Below are 19,379 nucleotides of genomic sequence, written 5' to 3' on the forward strand. Positions count from 1 at the left end.
TTAATGCTACGATGGCCCCATTTGTGGGAACCACTTTGATAAAACAGGTAGAACCAATTGCGGTCCATTGTAGGTGACTTGCTGCTGCTGCGTCTGGCGGACGGATCCAGCGAGCCCATGAACAAGCGCTTGTACCGTGGGATACGCGAAGCGATCCTGGATGGAGCCATTGCCGCGGACTCACGTTTGCCCGCGTCCCGCGACCTGGCAACAGAGCTGGGCATTGCCCGCAATACCGTGGTCCACGTCTATAGCCAGTTGCTTGCCGAGGGCTATACGCGCAGCCGCCAGGGCAACGGCACATTCGTGAATGCGTCGGTGCCTGATTCCTACCTGGCCAGCGGGCGGCGCCTGCGCCAGCCCGCGCAGGCGCAACCGGGGCCCGCGCTGTCACCACGCGGCGCGGCCATTGTCGAAGGCGTGTCGGCTTCGCCCTACCAGTGGGGCGCCTTCATGCCCGGCGTGCCCGACCTGACCGAATTTCCCCACAAGAAATTTGGCCGCATCGTCAGCAATCTATGGCGCAACCCGTCGCCCGATCTCTTGACCTATGCCTACGGCGGCGGCCTGCCCGCGCTGCGCGAAGCGCTGGCCCAGCATCTGGCGCTGACGCGTTCCATCGACTGCGACCCCGATCAGATCATCATCACCGAAGGCTCGCACCAGGCCATCGACCTGACTACGCGCATCCTGGGCGAAGCCGGCGAAACCGCCTGGGTCGAAGATCCGGGCTACTGGGGCGCGCGCACCATCCTGCAAGTCAACGGCCTGCACACCGTGCACCTGCCGGTGGACGAAGAGGGCATGCGCCTGCCCGAGCCCGGCGGCACGCCCCCGCGCTTCATCTTCGTCACGCCGTCGCATCAATATCCGCTGGGTCCGGTGATGTCGCTGGCGCGTCGCCGGCAGTTGCTGGCCGTGGCGCGGCAAAGCGGCAGCTGGATCATCGAAGACGATTACGACAGCGAATTCCGCTTCTCGGGCCGACCCATTGCCTCATTGCTGGGGCTGGAACCCAACGCGCCCGTCATCTATATGGGCACGTTCAGCAAGACGCTGTACCCGGGCTTGCGCGTGGGCTATCTGGTCTTGCCCAAGCCGCTGACCGCCGCGTTCCAGGCCGCGCACGCCGAGCTGTATCGTGAAGGCCATCTCATGACGCACGCGGCGCTGGCCACCTTCATTTCCGAAGGCCATTACGCCGCGCACATCCGCCGCATGCGCATGCTGTACGGGCGGCGCCGCGCGATGCTGGTCAATTTGATCGAACGCCGGCTGGGGCCGGAATGGCTGCATCGCGACGCCAGCATGGCCGGTCTGCACCTGGTGCTGACCCTGCCGCCGGACATGGACGACCTGCGGGTGGTGGACGTGGCGCGCGGCAAGGGGGTGCTGACGCGCGCGCTGTCGCGCTACTACGTCAATGCCGAAGGGCGGCGGCCCGGCCTGCTGCTGGGTTATGCCTGTGTGCCCGAACACGATATTGCGCGCAAGTTTGAAGTGCTGCTGGAAAGCCTGGCTGAAGTGGCCCGCAAGCCCGCGGCCGCTTGACGCGGCCCGCCTAGAACAGCGGCAGCGCCGCGCCGAATGCCGCCGCGTTGCGCATGCCCTGGTCTTCGAAGTTGGTGTTGAAAACGGCATGCGCCTGGCTGCTTTGCGTGGCCAGCCGCGTGAAGCGTTCAACCAGTTCGGCAAGCTCCTGCTCTGTGTATTCATACTGAAAGCGGCCCGACGACGCGCTGCCCGACGCGTTCCATGCATCGGCATTGCGGCCATGCAGTCGCAGCAGCGTCAGATCGGGATGCGTGCTTTCCCAGATGGCGGGCACGGTATTTTCAAAGCCCCGCGGCGCGTCCACGACCGTATGCACCACGCCCAGATCGCGTTCGAAAGCCAGCGTGTCGGCGATGGCGCCCGGGCTGTCGAACCAGCTGCGATGGCGAAATTCCACCGAGATCAGATGCTCTTGCATGCGCGCCGCGCAGTCGGCCACGTGCGCGCGTCCCCGCGCGTCGCGCCGGATCCACGGGGGAAATTGAAAATGCACCGCGCCCAGCTTGCCCGGCATCCGCAGCGGTTCCAGCGCCAGTTGGTAGCGGCGCCACATTTCGTCGCGCAGGTCTTCGGGCATCTGGCGGTGGTAGATGATTGGGTCCGGCCAATCGTCAAGCTCGCGCGCGATGTCCCCGGGCAGGGCAGCCAGCGGCGTCTGGTGGCCGGTGAACAAGCGGAACGCCTTGATGTTGAAGACGAAGTCATCCGGCGTGCGCTGCGCCCACAGATAGGCATTGTTGGCCGAGGGCAGGGCGTAGTAGCTGGAATCGATTTCCGCCATCGAAAAGCGCGACGCGTAAAAGCGCAGCCGCGCCTCGGCGCCGCGCGCGTCGGGCGGATAAAAGCGCCCGCAGGCAAGCAGGGTGGGATCGGTCCAGGAGGCGGTGCCGGTCAGGATACGCATGACAAAAGGGTGGCGGATGGGGCGTGGGGCAGGGCGACGACGCTGCTATGATAGCTGGATAAATAGCCAGTCATTTGGCCTACTTGCCGCCATGCCCGACCACGACCCCTCTCCCAACACCCGCCCCGATCCCCTTGCCGATCTGAACCCCGCCCAGCGCGAAGCCGCCGAATACGGCGTTAAGTCGGGCTTAAGCGCGGGCTCAAGCGCGGGCTCAAGCGCAGGCTCAAGCGCAGGCTCAAGCGCAGGCTCAAGCACGGGCCTGGGTTCTGGCTTGAGTTCGCCCGCGGACGCGGCGGCCGACGACGGCCCGCTGCTGGTGATCGCCGGGGCCGGCTCCGGCAAGACCAACACGCTGGCGCACCGCGTGGCCCACCTGATCCTGAACGGCGCCGACCCCCAGCGCATGCTGCTGCTGACGTTCTCGCGCCGCGCGGCCCAGGAAATGGACCGGCGCGTGGGCTCGGTGTTGCAACGCGTGATGAACCTGCGCGGATCGCAGCAGGCGCCGTCGCTGCCTTGGGCAGGCACCTTCCACGCAATCGGCGCGCGGCTGCTGCGCGACTGCGCACTGCGCATCGGCCTGTCTGAAGCGTTCACCATTCATGATCGCGGCGACGCCGAAGACCTGATGGGCATGGTCCGCCATGAACAAGGCCTGTCATCCACCAAATCCCGATTTCCCTTGAAGGGCACCTGCCTGGCGATTTATTCGCGCGTGGTCAACAGCCAGACCCCGGTGGCCGACGTGCTGAAAACGTCATTCCCCTGGTGCGCGCAGTGGGAAGAAGAATTGAAGACGCTGTTTCGCGGCTATGTGGCCGCCAAGCAGGACCAGCAGGTGCTCGACTACGACGACCTGCTGCTGTATTGGTCCGAGATGATGACGGACCCGGGCATCGCCGCCGATGTGGGCGCGCGCTTTGACCACGTGCTGGTGGATGAATACCAGGACACGAACCGCCTGCAATCCGCCATTCTGCTGGCCATGAAGCCCGACGGGCGCGGCCTGACGGTGGTGGGCGATGACGCGCAATCCATCTATTCGTTCCGCGCCGCCACCGTGCGCAACATCCTGGATTTTCCCGCGCAGTTTCCCAAACCCGCCCGCGTCATCACGCTGGACCGCAACTACCGGTCGACCCAGCCCATCCTGAATGCGTCCAACGCCGTGATCGGCCTGGCCACCGAACGCTTCGCCAAAGACCTCTGGACCGATCGCGTCTCGTCGCAGTTGCCCGAACTGGTCACCGTCAGCGACGAAGCCGGGCAGGCGCGTTGGGTCGCCGACCAGGTGCTGGCGCAGCGCGAGGGCGGCGCCACCCTGAAGTCGCAAGCCGCGCTGTTTCGCACGGCCAGCCATAGCGCCGCGTTGGAACTGGAGCTGACCCGGCGCAATATTCCCTTCGTCAAGTTTGGCGGGCTGCGCTTTCTGGAAGCCGCGCATGTCAAGGACCTGCTGTCGCTGTTGCGTTGGGCCGAGAACCCGCGTGGCCGCATGGCGGGTTTTCGCGTCGCGCAACTGATGCCCGGCATCGGCCCGGCCACCGCCGGCAAGCTGATGGACGCCATGGCCGCCAGCCCCGAGCCGCTGCGCGCGCTGCGCGAGTTCAAACCCGGCGCGGCGGCCCAGCAGGAATGGGGCGCCTTCGCCGACACCTATGCGGCCCTGTGCGACCCGGGCCTGCGCTGGCCCGCCGACGTGGATCTGGCGCTGCGCTGGTACGCCGGCCAGCTTGAACGCCTGTATGACGATGCGCGGGTGCGCAAGACCGACCTGGACCAGCTGGTGCGGCTGGCGGCGGGCTACCCGTCGCGCGAACGCTTTTTGACCGAGTTGACGCTGGATCCCCCCGACGCCACCAGCGACGAATCCGGCGCGCCCTCGCGCGACGAGGACTACATGATCCTGTCCACCATTCACTCGGCCAAGGGCCAGGAATGGAAGGCTGTTTATGTGCTGAACGTGGTCGATGGCTGCATCCCGTCCGACATGAGCACCGGCACCGCCGAAGAGATCGAAGAAGAACGGCGCCTGTTGTACGTGGCCATGACGCGCGCCAAGGAACGGCTGCAACTGATCGTGCCGCAGCGCTTTTACGTGCACCAGCAGACGGGCATGGGCGACCGCCATGTGTACGGTTCGCGCACGCGCTACATCACCAACGCCATGCTGCCGCTGTTTGAACACCTGCCCCGGCCGCCGGCGCTGGGCGACCTGCCTGCCGGCGCGCAGCCCAAAGAGGCGCAGGCTCCGGCCATCGACGTCACCCGCAGGGTGCGCAACCTGTTCTCATAGCCTGCGCTATCATCGGCCGATGCCATAAGTTGTGCCGTAGGGCTCGCATTGCCAAAGGGTATCCATGTCTGCTGAAGAGAATTTCGCCGACGTCCACAAGGGCGAGGTGGTGGCGTCCATCGCCTATGTGAACGGCCGCCGCGACCGCGAAGTACCCATCGATGAAGTCGGGCAGCACATCGGCCGGTATAGCAGCCAGAACAGTGGCCAATCAAGCGGACTAAGCCCCGGGCAACCGCCCGGCATGCTGTGGATCGGCCTGCGCAACCCCACGCCCGAATTGCTGGCCCGTGTCACGGGTGAATTGGGCGCTTGTGGCAAGAACCAGGAAGAGATGCTTGAGCCGCATCGGCGGCCCAAGATCATCGACTACGGCAACATGGTCCTGATCGTGACCATCACCGTCGAGGTCGAGGCCGAACGGCCCGTCTTCGGCGAAACCCAGCTCTTGATCGGCGACGGCTTTCTGGTCACCGTGCGGCGCGGCGCCACCGCGGCGCACAGCCCGCTGCGCGAACGCCTGGAAGCCTCGCCCGACCTGCTCAAGCGCGGCAGCGACTACGTGGCGTCCGAAGTGCTGGACTGGCTGGTTGACCGCTACGTGGCGGCGGCCGGCAAGATCGAAAGCGTGGTCGAAGGCGCCGAACAGAAGCTGCTGATCCGTGGCGCCAAGGATTCCGATATCCGCAAGCTGTATCGCCAGCGCCGCGACCTGTTGCGCATCCACACCGTCGTGTCGCCGATGGCGGAAATCTGCCGTCGACTGGCGCGCGTCGAGATGTCGGCGGTGGACGAGCACGCTCGCCCGTATTTCGGCGAAGTCGCCGACCGCGTCCTGCGTGTGGACGAGCTGTTCAATGCGCTGCGGGAATCGCTGGCGTTCGCCTTCGAAGCCAGCCTGATGATCGGCCAGGCGGCGCAGAACGACACGACGCGCAAGCTGGCGTCCTGGGCCGCCATCCTGGCCGTGCCCACCGCGATTGCCGGCATCTATGGCATGAACTTCGAGTTCATGCCGGAACTGAAGTCGCCCTGGGGCTATCCCATCACGCTGGGCGTCATCGCGTCGATCTGTTCGGTTCTGTACTGGCGGTTCCGCAAGTCCGGCTGGCTATAAAGGGCGGGCAGGCAACCACGCGCACGCCAGGTCAGGAAGCAAGCCTGGGCGGCTGGGGGGCGAGACGTTCGGCAGGGCAAGCGACCGGGACATTTCCGTACGCTGTATTTGCCGAAATGCGGACCGCCTGTGGCACACTTGCCGCGTTTCTTACCTGGAGCCCGGCCGGTGCGTGGCAAACCCCCATTTCGCGGCGGCGGCAAGCTGACCGCCCTGATCATTGCCTTGATTCTTGCGGCGGCCGGCGCCATCGTCAATTGGCTACAGCCGTCGGGCCAGGGCGATTCACCCAGCCCGTCGCGCCCGCCCTCGGCCGACGCGCGCCCGCCCTCGGCCGGCGGCATACCGCCCGGCAGCTACACGCTGACCGGCGCGATCGTCAATGTGGCCGACGGCGACACCGTCACGCTGCGCGCACGCGACGGCCAGCGGCGCATTCGCATGGACAGCATCGATGCGCCTGAAGAAGGCCATGGCGCTGATCAGCCCGGCCAGCCCTTTGCCGAAGCATCCCGCAAGAACCTGGCGGATCTGGTCGCCGGCAAGACCCTGACCGCCCAATGCTACGAACAAGACCAGTACGGCCGCGACGTGTGCGCGCTGATTCTGGATGACGGCCGCTCGGCCAACCGTTTGCAGGTGCAGTCCGGCTACGCCTGGGCCTACACGGCCAGACGCGGCGATTACCTGCGCGACAAGGCCATGACGGGCTTGCAACGCCAAGCCCAGGACGCCAAGCGCGGCCTTTGGGCCAAAGAGGGCGCCATGCAACCCTGGAAGTGGCGCTATGACTGCTGGCGCCAGCGCCAGTGCGGGTGATGGGCGGCGGCGGCCGTCCCGTGGCCCCGCTAGGGCATGCCTGGGTACTGGCTGCGTCCCGCCTTTGCTATCCTCTGTCGCAACGTTTTGAAGGGAAGGTTTCCATGCTTGCAATGAAGCGGCTCAGGGCGACAGCCATGCTGATGTTGCTGGCGCTGGCGGGCTGCTCTCAAGAAAGCCCGATCAACAGCCCGTATCCGTCCGGCGCCGAAAGCCAGAACACGCTTTATTCCGCGTTTGTCCAGCGTTCGCCCAAATACCTGGACCCGGCAAGCTCTTATTCCGGCGACGAAACCCCTTATACCTACAACATCTACGAGCCGTTGTACGGGTATCACTACCTGAAACGGCCCTACGAGCTGGTGCCGCGCGCCGCGCAAACCATTGATCCGCCGCAGTATCTGGACGCTCAGGGCAAGCCCTTGCCCGCCGATGCGCCGGGCGAACAAATCGCTGAAAGCATCTACGACATCAAGCTCCGCCCAGGCGTGCGCTACCAGCCGCACCCCGCGTTCGCCCGCAAGACGGACGGCAGCTACGACTACTTTCCGATTTCCGAAGACGACCTAAAAGACAAGTACTACATCCCCGACTTTCCGCGCACCGGCACGCGCGAGCTGACGGCGGACGACTACGTCTATGCGTTTCGCCGGCTGGCCAGCCCGCGCGTGGTGTCGCCCATCTATTCGGTGATGGCGGACCACGTGGTCGGCATGCAGGAATACGGCGACCGCCTGCGCAAGCGCGACCAGGAACTGCGCCGCGACCTGCCCGGCGGCGGCGCCGCGTCGTGGCTGGACTTGCGCGACGCCGACGGCTTCACCGGCATCCAGGCGCTGGACCCGCACACGCTGCGCATCCGCGTCAAAGGCAAGTACCCGCAGTTCAAGTACTGGCTGGCGATGACCTTCACGGCACCCATCCCCTGGGAGGCCGACCGCTTCTACAGCCAGCCCGGCATGGCCGCGCATGATCTGTCGTTGAACACCTGGCCGGTCGGCACCGGACCGTACATGATGGCGGAATCGTTGCAGAACCGGCGCCACGTGCTGGTGCGCAACCCCAACTTCCATGGCGAAGCCTACCCCTGCGAAGGCGAACCCGGCGACAAGGAAGCGGGCATGCTGGCTGATTGCGGCAAGCCCACGCCCTTCATCGACCGCGCGGTCTTCAGCCTGGAAAAAGAAGCCATCCCGCTGATCGGCAAATTCATGCAGGGCTACTACGACGTGCCGCAAATCGAACGCGGCGAATACGGGGTGGCCATGCTGGTGGCGGCGGGCGACAGCCAGGACAAGGCCAAACAGTACCGCGAACACGGCATCCGCCTGCCTACCACGGTGGAAACCGCCAACTGGTACATGGGCTTTAACTGGCTGGACCCGGTGGTGGGCAAGGGCGACACGCCCGAGCAGGCGGAAAAGAACCGCAAGCTGCGCCAGGCCATCAGCATCGTGTTCGACTGGGAAGAATTTGTCACGGTCTTTGAAAACGATCAGGCGTCCGTGGCCCAGGGCCCGGTGCCTCCCGGCGTGCTGGGCTACCGCGATCCGCCTGAAGGCGTGAACCCGGTGGTGTACGACCTGGTCGACGGCAAACCCGTGCGCAAGTCCGTCGACGTGGCCAAGCGCCTCTTGGCCGAAGCTGGCTACCCGGACGGCCGCAACGCCAAGACCGGCGCGCCGCTGGTGCTGTATTACGACGCCATGCAGGGCGGCGGGTCGAACCCGCGTTTTGACTGGATGCGCCGGCAGATGGCCAAGATCGGCGTGCAGCTGGACGTGCGTTCTACCGACTACAACCGCTTTCAGGACAAGATGAAACGCGGCGCCGCGCAGATCTTCCTGTGGGGCTGGAACGCGGATTACCCGGACGCCGAGAACTTTCTGTTTCTGCTGTACGGCCCCAACGCCAAGGCGCGCGGGGGCGGCGAAAACGCGGCCAACTACGAAAGCCCGGAATTCGACAAGCTGTTCGAACAGATGAAGTTCCTGGACGACGGCCCCGAGAAAGAACAGCTGATCGCCAAGATGGTGGCGGTGGTGCAGCGGGATGCGCCCTGGATGTTCGGCTATTTTCCGATGTCGGGCGGCGCCTATCAGCAGTGGGTCGGCAACGCCAAACCCACGCAGATGGTGCGCAATACCCTGCAATACATGAAGATCGATCCCGCGCTGCGCCAGCAGAAGATCGATGAATGGAACGTCCCAAGATGGTGGCCCATCGGCCTGTTCGTGCTGCTGTTGGCGCTGGCGATCTGGCCTTCGTACGTGGCGCTTAAACGCCGCGAACGCCAGACCGCCTTCGGCCCGGCGGTCCGCAAGGAGCATCAATCATGATCGGCTATGTCATTCGCCGGCTGTTGTATGGCGTGCTGATTCTGATCGGCGTCAACCTGTTCACGTTCATCCTGTTCTTTGCCGTGAATACGCCCGACGACATGGCGCGCCTGGCCATCGGCGGCCAGCGCGCCAGCCAGGACGCGGTGGAAAAATGGAAGGTGGAACGCGGCTACGACAAACCGCTGTTCTTCAACGAACGCGCGCAGGGCACGGCGCAATTGACCGACACCATCTTCTACCAACGCTCGGTGCCGCTGCTGGCCATGGAATTCGGCGCATCGGACAGCGGGCGCGACATCGGCCGCGAGATCCAGACCCGCATGGGCCCCAGCCTGGCGCTGGCCGTGCCCACCTTCATCCTGGGCCTGTTTGTCAGCATCGTTTTTTCATTGACGCTGGTGTATTTTCGCGCCACGCGGTTGGACTTCTGGGGCGTGGTCGTCTGCGTGCTGCTGCTGTCCATTTCCAGCCTGTTCTACATCATCGCGGGGCAGTGGGTGTTTGCCAAACTGATGCGGCTGGTGCCGTTCTCGGGATTTTCAGGCGGGCTGGACGTGGTCAAGTTCCTGGCGCTGCCGGTGCTGATCGCGATTGTGTCGCGGCTGGGGCCCGAGGCGCGCTTCTACCGCACGCTGTTCCTGGAAGAAATCGGCAAGGACTACGTGCGCACCGCGCGCGCCAAGGGCCTGGCCGAACGCGTCGTGCTGTTTCGGCACGTGCTGCGCAACGCAATGCTGCCCATCCTGACCAGCACGGTGGCCGCCTTGCCGCTGCTGTTCATGGGCAGCCTGATCGCCGAATCTTTCTTCGGCATCCCCGGCCTGGGCAGCTACACCATCGACGCCATCAACGCGCAGGACTTTTCGGTGGTGCGCGCCATGGTGTTCCTGGGCGCCGCGCTCTACATCGTGGGGCTGATCCTGGCCGACATTTCCTACACGCTGGCTGACCCCCGCGTTCGATTCGAGTAGCCGCCATGCCCAAGATCGTCTTCCTTTGGACCGACATCGCGCTGTGGCTCATGGTGCTGGGGGCGCTGGCCTATGTCTGGCACGTGCGCCGCAGCCCGAATCTGCGCGCCACTTGGGGGCGTGTCGCGCGTGACACGCCGGCAATGTGCTCGGCCGTCATTCTTGCCGCGTTCACCGTGGTGGGGCTGCTGGATTCCGTGCACTATCGCCCGCAACTTCCGCCCGCGCCCGGCGCCGCCGCCAACGCGGCGCCCATCTACGCGCCCGTGGTCAAGTCGGCGCTTGACGGTCTGCTGGCCGGCACCGTGCTGACGCAACCCGAAAGAAACTACTCGCAGCCCTTGGCCGTGAAGCTGTTCCTGAAAGAAACCATGCTGGTCAACGACAAGCCGGTGCGAGACTTCCCGCGCCTGCGCGGCGCCGCCACGCACGTGACCGATCCGGATACCCAGCATGTGCCTGACGTGTTGAAGCGCCTGGGCTGGGGGCTGGCCGGCGGCCTGGCGGTGGCGTTGCTATGCGCCGCCCTGCTGTTTGCCTTGCTGGCGCGGCGCGCGCGGTCGGGCAGGCAGGCGGCGCGGATTTTGCTGGCCGGCGATTCCGACGTGCCCTGGCGCGCGATGGCCATCACGTTCACCTTGCTGTGCCTGACGGCGGGGACGCTGGCCGGCCTGTCCAGCGGCTACCACGCGCTGGGCACCGACCGCATCGGCAACGACGTGCTGTGGCAAGCGCTGAAAAGCATCCGCACGGCGCTTGTCATCGGCAGCCTGACCACCATCGCCATGCTGCCGCCCGCCATCATCTTCGGCATCGCGGCCGGGTATTTCAAGGGCAAGGTCGACGACGCCATCCAGTACTTGTACACCACCATCACATCAATTCCCGGCGTGCTGCTGGTGGCCGCCTGCGCGCTGATGATGCAGGTGTACATCGACAACCATGCCGACCTGTTCGACACCTCTGTCGCCCGCGCCGACCTGCGTCTGTTCCTGCTGTGCATGATTCTTGGGCTGACCGGCTGGGCCGGCCTGTGCCGTCTGCTGCGCGCCGAAACCCTGAAGCTGCGCGAGCTGGAATACGTGCAGGCGGCGCGTGCATTCGGCGTGTCGCACTGGCGCATCATGACGCGCCACCTGCTGCCCAACGTGGCGCATCTGGTGCTGATTACGGTGGTGCTGGAATTCTCGGGGCTGGTCCTGTACGAGGCCGTGCTGTCTTACCTGGGCATCGGCGTGGACCCCAGCATGAATTCCTTTGGTTCGATGATTGACGGGGCACGCCTGGAAATGTCCCGCGATCCCATGATCTGGTGGAGCCTGATGACCGCATTCCTGTTCATGCTGGCGCTGGTGCTGGCGGCCAACCTGTTTGCCGATGCCGTGCGCGACGCGTTCGATCCGCGTACGCGCCGCTACAAACCCAGCCGCATGGCGCGCCTGGGCGGCTGGTTTGGCCGCCGCCAGACGCTGGCCGCCGAGCCGCGTCCGTCGAAATCCGGAGAAGCGCCATGAGCCAGGATTCCATCTTGCTGGACGTACGCGGCCTGGACGTGGACATAGCCGGGGAAAGCGGCATGACGCACGCGGTCAAGCGCCTGGAGCTGGCCATTTCGCAACGCCAGACCTTCGCGCTGGTGGGCGAATCGGGTTGCGGCAAGAGCATGACGGCGCTGGCGCTGTTGCGCTTGCTGCCCGACGCGGGCCGCATCGTGGGCGGGCAGATCGACCTGGATGGCCAGGACCTGAACCGCCTGCCTGAAAGCGCAATGCGCGGCGTGCGTGGCGGCCGTATCGGCATCATCTTCCAGGAGCCGTCCACCAGCCTGAACCCGGTCATGCGCGTGGGCGACCAGATCATCGAAACGCTGACGGCGCATACGCCTTTGCGCGGCGCGGCGGCGCGCGCGCGTGCCATCGACTGGCTGCGCCGCGTGGGCATTCCCGAGCCCGAGCGCCGTGTGGACGACTACCCATTCCAGTTTTCGGGCGGGCAGAAGCAGCGCGTGATGATCGCCATCGCCTTGGCGGCCGAGCCGCTGCTGTTGATCGCCGACGAGCCCACCACCGCACTGGACGTGACCGTGCAGGCGCAGGTGCTGGACTTGCTGGCCGACATCCAGCGCGAAATGGGCATGGCGGTGATGTTGATCACGCACGATCTGGCCGTGGTCAAGAACGTGGCGCATCACGTCGCGCTGATGCGTGGCGGTGAAATCGTGGAAAGCGCCAGCGCCGAGGAATTCTTCCGCGCGCCCAAGCATCCGTATGCACGCCAGTTGTTCGACGCCATTCCCACCTTCGACAAACGTGGTGCGCCGCTGTCCCGGCAAGGCCGCGAGGCCGGCGCCGGCAAGGCCGAGCGCGCCCGCCCACGCGCGCCCGGTAACGCGGGCGACATGGTGCTGGACGTACAAGACCTGAAGGTGCATTACCCCGTGCGCAAGGGGCCTTTGCGGCGTGTCGTGTCCTGGGTCAAGGCGGTGGACGGCGTTACCTTTACGCTGCGCGCGGGCGAGACGCTGGCCCTGCTGGGCGAGTCCGGTTGCGGCAAGACAACCACCGGCAAGGCACTGTTGCGCCTGATCGACGGCGCGCGCATTTCGGGCCGCGCCATGCTGCAAGGCAAGGACTTGCTGACGGCCGACCGCCGCACGCTGCGCGATCTGCGGCAAGACATCCAGATCGTGTTCCAGGACCCTTACGCATCGCTGGACCCGCGCATGCGCGTGGGCGACATCCTGGATGAAGGTTTGGCATCGCTACGGCGTTCGATGAGCGCCCAGGCACGCGCCTCCCATGCCGCGCAGTTGATCGAACGCGTCGGCCTGCCGGCCAACACGCTGACGCGCTACCCGCACGAATTTTCCGGCGGGCAACGCCAACGCATCGCCATCGCGCGGGCGCTTGCCGTCGAGCCCAAGGTGCTGATCTGCGACGAACCCACGTCCGCGCTGGACGTGTCGGTGCAGGCGCAGATCCTGGACCTGCTGCGTGAACTCCAGGACGAGCTGGGCATCGCCTATCTGTTCATCACGCATAACTTCGGGGTGGTGGAATATCTGGCCGACCGCATCGCGGTCATGGACGGCGGGCGCATCGTCGAGCTTGGCGATGCCGATACCGTGCTGCATGCGCCACGCCAGCCACTGACCCAGCGTTTGCTTGCGGCCGTGCCGCGCTTGCAGTTCGGCCCATGAAAAACGCGCCCTGATCCGGGAGAATCAGGGCGCGTGGCGGGGTGGCGTCCTGGTGAGACGCCCGCCGCGTCAAAGCTCGTGATGGGACGTCGGCGTTTCCAGCCAGACCAGGGTGTCGTGCCGCAAGGCGCGCACGCATTGCGCCAGGAAGGCATGCACGGTTTCCAGTTCGGCGGTGTCGTAGCGTCGCGCCATCAACATCACCGCGTCGGCGACCCACTGGCGCTCCTGCGCCAGGTGCTGGCACTGTTCCTCGACCGGCCGGATCACGATCATCCGGCGGTCCAGCGGGTGGCGGCCGCGCTGCACATAACCAGCCGCCTCCAGCCGGTTGATCAAGGCGGTGGCGCCACCCGAGCTGATTCCCATCAACTGAGCCAGTTGCCCGGTGGGCAAGGCGTCGAACTCCATCACCAGTTCCAGCGCTTTCAGATCCGCCAGGGGGATGCCCAGCTTGTCCGCCAGGGCCGACTGGCACGCGGCGTTGTACACCGAGAACTGTCGTCCCAACATCAGGGCGATATCGTCGAGCATGCCCGGTCGCAATTCATTCGTGCGGGATTCTGGCATCACGGTCACATGCTCATGGTGGGCGATCGTTTCTTGTTGCAGCATGATTTCGCTCCTAGGCGGATCAGTTGTTTACTTCTTGGCCAGACCGCCGAGCAAACCGCCCAGCAATCCGCCGTTGGCAGCGCCACCCGAGGTGCCGCCCGCCGTTGAACCGCCGTTCAAGCTGCTGGTAACCCCACCCAGCAGACCGCCCAGCAGACCCCCGTTGCTTGCCGCGCCGGCACCCGCCGCGCCGCCGGCTGCCGCACCGGCCCCGGCGCCGGCGCTCACGCCTGCACCGGCGCCCGTGCCCGTCGTCGCACCCACCGACACGCCGCCGGCCACGCCGGCCACCACGCCACCCAGCAGGCCGCCGCCGACCGCGCCGCCCGAGGCGCCGCCCGCCGTGCCACCCGTGGCGCCGGTCACACCACCCAGCAAGCCACCCAGCAAACCGCCGTTGGCCGCGCCGCCCGTCGTGCCGCCCGTAGCACCGCCGACCGCACCCGTCACGCCACCCAGCAAGCTGGTCACCGGGGCCAACAGGCCGTTCACGCCGCCCGCCGCGGGCGTTCCGCCCACGCCGCCGACGCCGCCCAGGATGCCGGTGATCGGGCTGAGCAGGCCGCCCGTGCCGCCACCGGTCACGCCACCCGTCACGCCACCCAGGCCCAGTGCGCCGGTCACCGACGCCACGGCGCCGGTCGCGTTCGCCAACGTGGAGCCCAGCGGGTTCGTATTGCCCGGCGTGGCGTGGACCAGACCGCCCGCGCTGGCCACCGCCCCGCCCAGGCCCTGCAACACGCCGTTCAGGCCGGCTGTGTTACCCGGCAACGTTCCGCCCGCGCCGGCCAGCGTCCCGCCCAGGCTGGTCAGCAGGCCGGCCACCGGGGCGCCCAATTGCGTCTTGGCCCCGACTTGCTGCGTCAGGTTGGTGACCGTGCCGGCGATCGGCGCAACGTTCACGTCCAGCGCGCCGCCCACCCCGCCCAGTGCGGGTTGCAGCCCCAGCGGCAGTACGTTGTCCACAGTTTTGCCAACATTCGACAGGGCCGGCTGCAAGACGGGGCTGGACGAACCGTCCAACACGCCGCCCGTCACACCGCCCACCAGTTGCGTAACCGGGTTGAGCAAACCGCCTTGGCCGGAAAGACCCGCCGTCAAGGCGCCCACCGAGTTCGTGGCGTTGCCCAGCACTGACGTCAGCGGCCTGGGGTTGGCGGGATCCGCGTTCAGCAGGTCGCCGGCGCCCGCCACCGTCTTGCCCAGGCCGTCCACCAGGCCGCCCAGGCCGGGGCTCAAGCCACCAGGCAGGCCGGCGTTCTTGACGGTGCCGCCCAGGTCGCTGACCAGGCCGCCCACTTGGGTCGTGACGCCGTCTACGGGTGCGCCCAGCCCCGTCGTGGCCCCGACTTGCTGCGTCAGGCCGACCACGGTATTGACCACCGGTTCCACGGTGGGATCCAACGCCTTGCCCACGCCACCCAGCGTCGGACCCAAATTCAGCGGCAGGGTGTTGTCCAGCGCGTTTCCGGTGTTGCCCAGCCCGGTTTGCAGCAAGCCTGCCGTCACCGGATTGACCGGAGGATTACCGGGGTCGGTGCCGCCGGGATTCGTGCCGCCGGGATTGGTGCCGCCGGGATTGGTGCCACCGGGATTCGTGCCGCCGGGGTTGGTCGGGATATCGATGCCGGGCAGGCCGGCGGTTTTCTTGCTACCACCGCTGCTTCCGCAAGCGGCCAGCGCGCTGACGACAGCAGCGGCCATGACGGTGGCGGTCAAAATGCGTTGAATGCGGTTGGCTTCAATCTTGGACATCATGGCGAGCTCCTCGGGGTTGGTAGATCAGGCGTTGAAACCGCCCGGTACCGCTCTACATGCATAATCCGTGCCAAGATTTTTCAAGAACGCCGATATTGCGTGGGCCTGCGCCTGTGTTGGTGGAAAAAGACCTTTATTTTCAACGAGATATGAATAATTCCAGGGTTTCTACCAGGCTTGGGAATTAGTCACTTTTGCGACCATAAAAAGCCTGCGAATGTTACGAATGGCCGGTTATCCGACGTTACGTTACGGGCGACGTTACGTAACGCGGTGTTGGGAACAGGCGCAAATAAGCCCGCTTTTGCCTTTGATCGCCGGGCAAAAAAAAGCGCCTGTCGGAGCAGGCGCCAAAGGGGTCGGGTATCCGGTGCGTCAGAACGCGTCGTAGAACAGCGAATAGTTGGCGTTGAAGCGCACGTCGCGGTCGTTATTGACCGTAGCGGATCCGATTGGCTTGGCCACGTTGAAATCGAACAGATAGTATTTATCGTCCGTAAAGCGCAGCCCCAGCGCTACCGAGGAAAGGTGCCGCTGGTTCAGCTCTTGCAAGCCCTTGTTGTTGTACCAGGTGCGCGCATAGTCGATCAGGGCATAAGGCTGGACGGCCGACAGGTATTCCCACCCGGTGCCAAAGCGCCGGTTGATTTCGGCGGATACGCCCACGCCCTTGTCGCCGCTTTGTTCTCCTTGCGGGTATCCCATTGCATAACGCCAGCTACCAAAAGAGATCTGCTCGGACGAGGGCAATATATTGCTGGAATATTGGGCAGCGCCCGAAAAGGTGAGGCCGAACTGGGCCGGCAGTGCGATAGTCTGTTTGGCGTTCAGGTTATAGCGGGTGAAATCCAGGTCCAGAATCGGCGTGGCGGAATAACCGTAATTGCTCGAGATGTCCTTCTTTGCCCCCGCCGCATCGAAGCCCTTCGACACGCTGGCGGTTATGTCGGTTGTTTGGATTTCCGACAACTGTATATATCGTAATTCGATATTCGCGGCGCGCACGCGGGCATCCTGCTGCAACCACAGATCGGCATTGCGCGATTCATATCGGTCTTTGGAATTGGCGGCGTACATGCCCACCGTGCCCGTCAGCGACCGCGTGTTGCTCAGCAGGATCGGGTAACTGACCCCGATACCGATGCGGTCGTTTTTCACGCGTCGCTCAAAACCCAGATATTCGATCGCGTCGTCCTTGGGCTTGGCGTCGTAGTGGTAGCCATCCACTTTCACGGCCAGGCCGTCAGCGCCGATGGGCACGCTGATTTCGCCCATTACATATTTCACGTCGTCGGTATTGAAGGGTACCGCCGCGGTCAGTTTGACTTGTTCACCCAATGGGGTAAGGCTGCTGGCGCCCACATTGACCAAGGGCTGCATGCCGGTACCCAAGTCGGCCACGCCACCCGTCAAACTGAACGGATGCCGGGTCGCGCTCAATACCAGTTCGGTGGCACCGTCGGCGCGGCGCGGTAAATCAAGGCTGGGTGTGAATTTAACGCCCGGCACCGTGCGCATCAGATTCAACTGTCGCTCCAGCGTGGCCTGCTTAAGCGGGCGATCCTCTTTTAACGGTCCTGCCAGGGTGTCCAGGCGATCCTGGGCGTTACCGATATCGCCTTCGATGCGCACATTGCTGATGAACCCCTCGACCACGGTCACCACGACCAGGCCATTTGCAAATGTCTGGTTCTGCACGAGTGCAAACGAAAGGGGGTAGCCCTTGTCGCGATACAGCTGCGTGATTTTATCGACCTGCTGGACCAATTCGCCCAGGCTGATTTCCTTGCCGGACAAGGGGCTGAGTATTGCGGATACCTCGTCGAAGGGAATGGCATGCACGCCGCTGACATCGAAATTGCGGGGCACGATGCGTTGAGCCAGCCGCGCCTGCAATGCCAATTGCTCGGGGGTGGCCGTTTGCACGACGGGAGGTGGTTGGGTGGCGCCCGGTGGCCTTTCCAGCTGCGGGACCGAATCCACGGGGTTGCCTCGCAAAGGGCCATCCGCGCGCGCGGGAGCGCTTAGGAAGGCCGTACAGATCAGGGCGAGGGTAAGCGAACTTGCCGGGTACGTACGTCTCATTGCCAGTGTGTCTCTGTATCGGCCAACGCCGTCCCGATGAGTATTCGATATTGCGGGAATACTGAATCGATATAGGGACACAGCGTTGGTAAGAATTGCTTCAGCGTGTCGTAGGCAATATGGTGCCAGTGCACGGAGTTAACAACAAATTATTTCAGTGTGACCGATCGGGCACGACGGGATTACAACATATAGACATTCTCATGAAAGAAAATATTTAACTTTTATAAGGGTTAACTAGGGGATTGTTATTAGGTTCACCTTAGTTTTGCTGTATTCGTTACATGTCGGTGGTCAATGTGCTGCGAATATACGTGTAAACCCTGATGTGTATTAAATGTTAATAGATAAGACTATATAAACGTTTCAAAAACACATCGGTTATGAGCCACCGGGAGTCCACAAGATGGGCACGCATCACCCCAGTAATCATTGGCGCGATCAACCGATCCCGCTTCACCGTTTGCCGCTGTTTCGTCGGGGCCTTTCATGAACCCGGGCGATATTGTTCCGCTCTCGTTCAATGGCGGCCTGGTCGCCTTGTCGTTTCTGACGGCGGTACTCGGTTCGTACGTTGCCTTGCTGGCAGCGGCGGGCATCCGCACAGAAACGCAGGACGGCGACCTGCGCATCGGTTACATCATCATCGGCGCGGTGGCCATGGGCGGCGTGGGCATCTGGAGCATGCACTTCATCGGCATGCAGGCGCAGAACCTGCCTTTCGATGTCGGTTATCAGGTCGGGCTGACCATACTCAGTTTCTTCGTTGCCGCCGGGTTTTCCGGGTGGGCATTCTGGTATGTGGGGCGCGAACGCTTCACCTTTGGCCGCTGCCTGGTGGGTGGCATGGCTGCCGGCCTTGGCGTGGCGGCGATGCACTATCTGGGCATGGGCGCGATGCGCATGCCCGCGGTGCTGCTTTGGAATCTGCCCATTGTCGTTTTATCGGTGCTTATCGCCGTAATTGCGGCTTCGGCCGCGTTGTGGCTGGCGTTCAATACCCAGAACGAGTTTCAACGCGGCGGCGCGGCCATTTTGATGGCAGTGGCTGTTTGCGGCATGCATTACACCGGCGCGGCGGCCGGCACGGTTATCTGTTCAACGCCCCGCGAAGCGTCCAGCCTGCAAATCGGCGGGGTGATGCTGCCTTATATCGCGTTCGTGCTGTCGGCCGTCATGTTGCTGATCATGCGTTGGCAACTGCAACGCGCGTCCAGCCGTTTCCGCTCACGCATGGCGCAGCGTATTGACTCATTTATTGAATCGGCGCCCGTGGCCGAACCCGGCAAGGCGCCCGGCTCCACATTGGGGCCGGGCTAGCAGGGCCCGGTATGCATTCGGATTTTCATTCGAACGCGGCAAATACCGGGAATAGGGGGTCGGCACCGCAACGCGGATCGGCTCAATTATCAATCGAGTGTTAGGAGCTCGACATGAAAGCGAAACTTGCGCAGTTCTGGAACGACGAAGATGGCATCACCGCCCTGGAATACGGGTTGATCGCGGGTCTGGTGGCAGTGGCCCTCATCGCTGCCGTGGGGACGTTCACCGACGCCCTGGGCGACATGTTCACGGGGCTCGGCACCAAGCTCAATACCGCAAACGGGGGTTGACCCCCTAGCGCGCTAACGCGTACCGCTATGACCCAACGTGTCGGGCCATCGCGGTACGTGGCTTAAGGCCGAGTTTGCTTGCTTGACACGGGTTTTGCTCTTC

14 protein-coding genes are annotated in these 19,379 nt (G+C 64.5%); 10 read left to right on the forward strand and 4 right to left on the reverse strand.

From position 1 onward, the window contains the following. Positions 1-57: 57 nt before the first annotated feature. Entirely contained in the window at positions 58-1,551 is a 1,494-nt protein-coding gene (pdxR, locus tag V6F88_RS21150) for a MocR-like pyridoxine biosynthesis transcription factor PdxR (protein ID WP_442880371.1), read from the forward strand. A 10-nt stretch (positions 1,552-1,561) separates the two neighbouring features. Here pdxR and V6F88_RS21155 read toward each other — a convergent pair whose 3' ends face one another. Beyond that, on the reverse strand, positions 1,562-2,458 hold the full coding sequence (locus tag V6F88_RS21155) for a DUF72 domain-containing protein (protein WP_332611985.1): 897 nt from the start codon (positions 2,456-2,458) through the stop codon (positions 1,562-1,564). 91 nt (positions 2,459-2,549) lie between these two features. On the opposite strand from V6F88_RS21155, the gene V6F88_RS21160 reads away from it, so the two are divergent. The 7 genes from V6F88_RS21160 (at position 2,550) to V6F88_RS21190 (ending at position 13,205) form a co-directional block, all read left to right on the forward strand. After that, positions 2,550-4,757 carry an ATP-dependent helicase gene (locus V6F88_RS21160; RefSeq protein ID WP_332611986.1) on the forward strand — a complete coding sequence of 736 codons (2,208 nt, stop codon included), beginning with the start codon at positions 2,550-2,552 and terminating at the stop codon, positions 4,755-4,757. 64 nt (positions 4,758-4,821) lie between these two features. Then, complete coding sequence (locus V6F88_RS21165; RefSeq protein WP_332611988.1) at positions 4,822-5,874, forward strand: magnesium and cobalt transport protein CorA; 1,053 nt, start codon at positions 4,822-4,824, stop codon at positions 5,872-5,874. Positions 5,875-6,042: 168 nt separating this feature from the next. Further along, the gene (locus V6F88_RS21170) at positions 6,043-6,693 is read left to right on the forward strand and encodes a thermonuclease family protein (RefSeq protein ID WP_332611989.1); all 651 of its coding nucleotides are present in this window, start codon (positions 6,043-6,045) and stop codon (positions 6,691-6,693) included. 104 nt (positions 6,694-6,797) lie between these two features. Beyond that, positions 6,798-9,032 carry an ABC transporter substrate-binding protein gene (locus V6F88_RS21175; protein WP_332611990.1) on the forward strand — a complete coding sequence of 745 codons (2,235 nt, stop codon included), beginning with the start codon at positions 6,798-6,800 and terminating at the stop codon, positions 9,030-9,032. After that, positions 9,029-10,006, forward strand: coding sequence for an ABC transporter permease (locus V6F88_RS21180; protein WP_104144273.1), 978 nt, complete (start codon positions 9,029-9,031; stop codon positions 10,004-10,006). Before V6F88_RS21175 ends, V6F88_RS21180 begins: the two co-directional genes overlap by 4 nt. A 5-nt stretch (positions 10,007-10,011) precedes the next feature. Further along, on the forward strand, positions 10,012-11,520 hold the full coding sequence (locus V6F88_RS21185) for an ABC transporter permease (protein ID WP_332611991.1): 1,509 nt from the start codon (positions 10,012-10,014) through the stop codon (positions 11,518-11,520). Then, positions 11,517-13,205 carry an ABC transporter ATP-binding protein gene (locus V6F88_RS21190; RefSeq protein ID WP_332611992.1) on the forward strand — a complete coding sequence of 563 codons (1,689 nt, stop codon included), beginning with the start codon at positions 11,517-11,519 and terminating at the stop codon, positions 13,203-13,205. The genes V6F88_RS21185 and V6F88_RS21190 overlap by 4 nt, the downstream gene beginning before the upstream one ends. Before the next feature lie 69 nt (positions 13,206-13,274). Here the strand turns inward: V6F88_RS21190 and V6F88_RS21195 are convergent, their stop codons facing one another. The 3 genes from V6F88_RS21195 to V6F88_RS21205 form a co-directional block, all read right to left on the reverse strand. Next, entirely contained in the window at positions 13,275-13,820 is a 546-nt protein-coding gene (locus V6F88_RS21195) for a MarR family winged helix-turn-helix transcriptional regulator (protein WP_332611993.1), read from the reverse strand. 27 nt (positions 13,821-13,847) lie between these two features. Continuing rightward, entirely contained in the window at positions 13,848-15,578 is a 1,731-nt protein-coding gene (locus V6F88_RS21200) for a collagen-like triple helix repeat-containing protein (protein WP_332611994.1), read from the reverse strand. Positions 15,579-15,953: 375 nt separating this feature from the next. Continuing rightward, a complete protein-coding gene (locus V6F88_RS21205; protein WP_332612061.1) occupies positions 15,954-17,663 on the reverse strand; it encodes a ShlB/FhaC/HecB family hemolysin secretion/activation protein in 1,710 nt (569 codons plus the stop codon). Between the two features lie 489 nt (positions 17,664-18,152). Here V6F88_RS21205 and V6F88_RS21210 point away from each other — a divergent pair, with 489 nt between their 5' ends. Next, on the forward strand, positions 18,153-18,983 hold the full coding sequence (locus V6F88_RS21210; RefSeq protein ID WP_332611995.1) for an MHYT domain-containing protein: 831 nt from the start codon (positions 18,153-18,155) through the stop codon (positions 18,981-18,983). Between the two features lie 113 nt (positions 18,984-19,096). After that, positions 19,097-19,276: a Flp family type IVb pilin gene (locus tag V6F88_RS21215; protein ID WP_332611996.1), complete on the forward strand. Its 180-nt coding sequence runs from the start codon at positions 19,097-19,099 to the stop codon at positions 19,274-19,276. The last annotated feature ends 103 nt before the right edge of the window (positions 19,277-19,379 follow it).

This window comes from Achromobacter sp. ESBL13 (assembly GCF_036668755.1).
Taxonomy (GTDB): Bacteria; Pseudomonadota; Gammaproteobacteria; order Burkholderiales; family Burkholderiaceae_B; genus Achromobacter.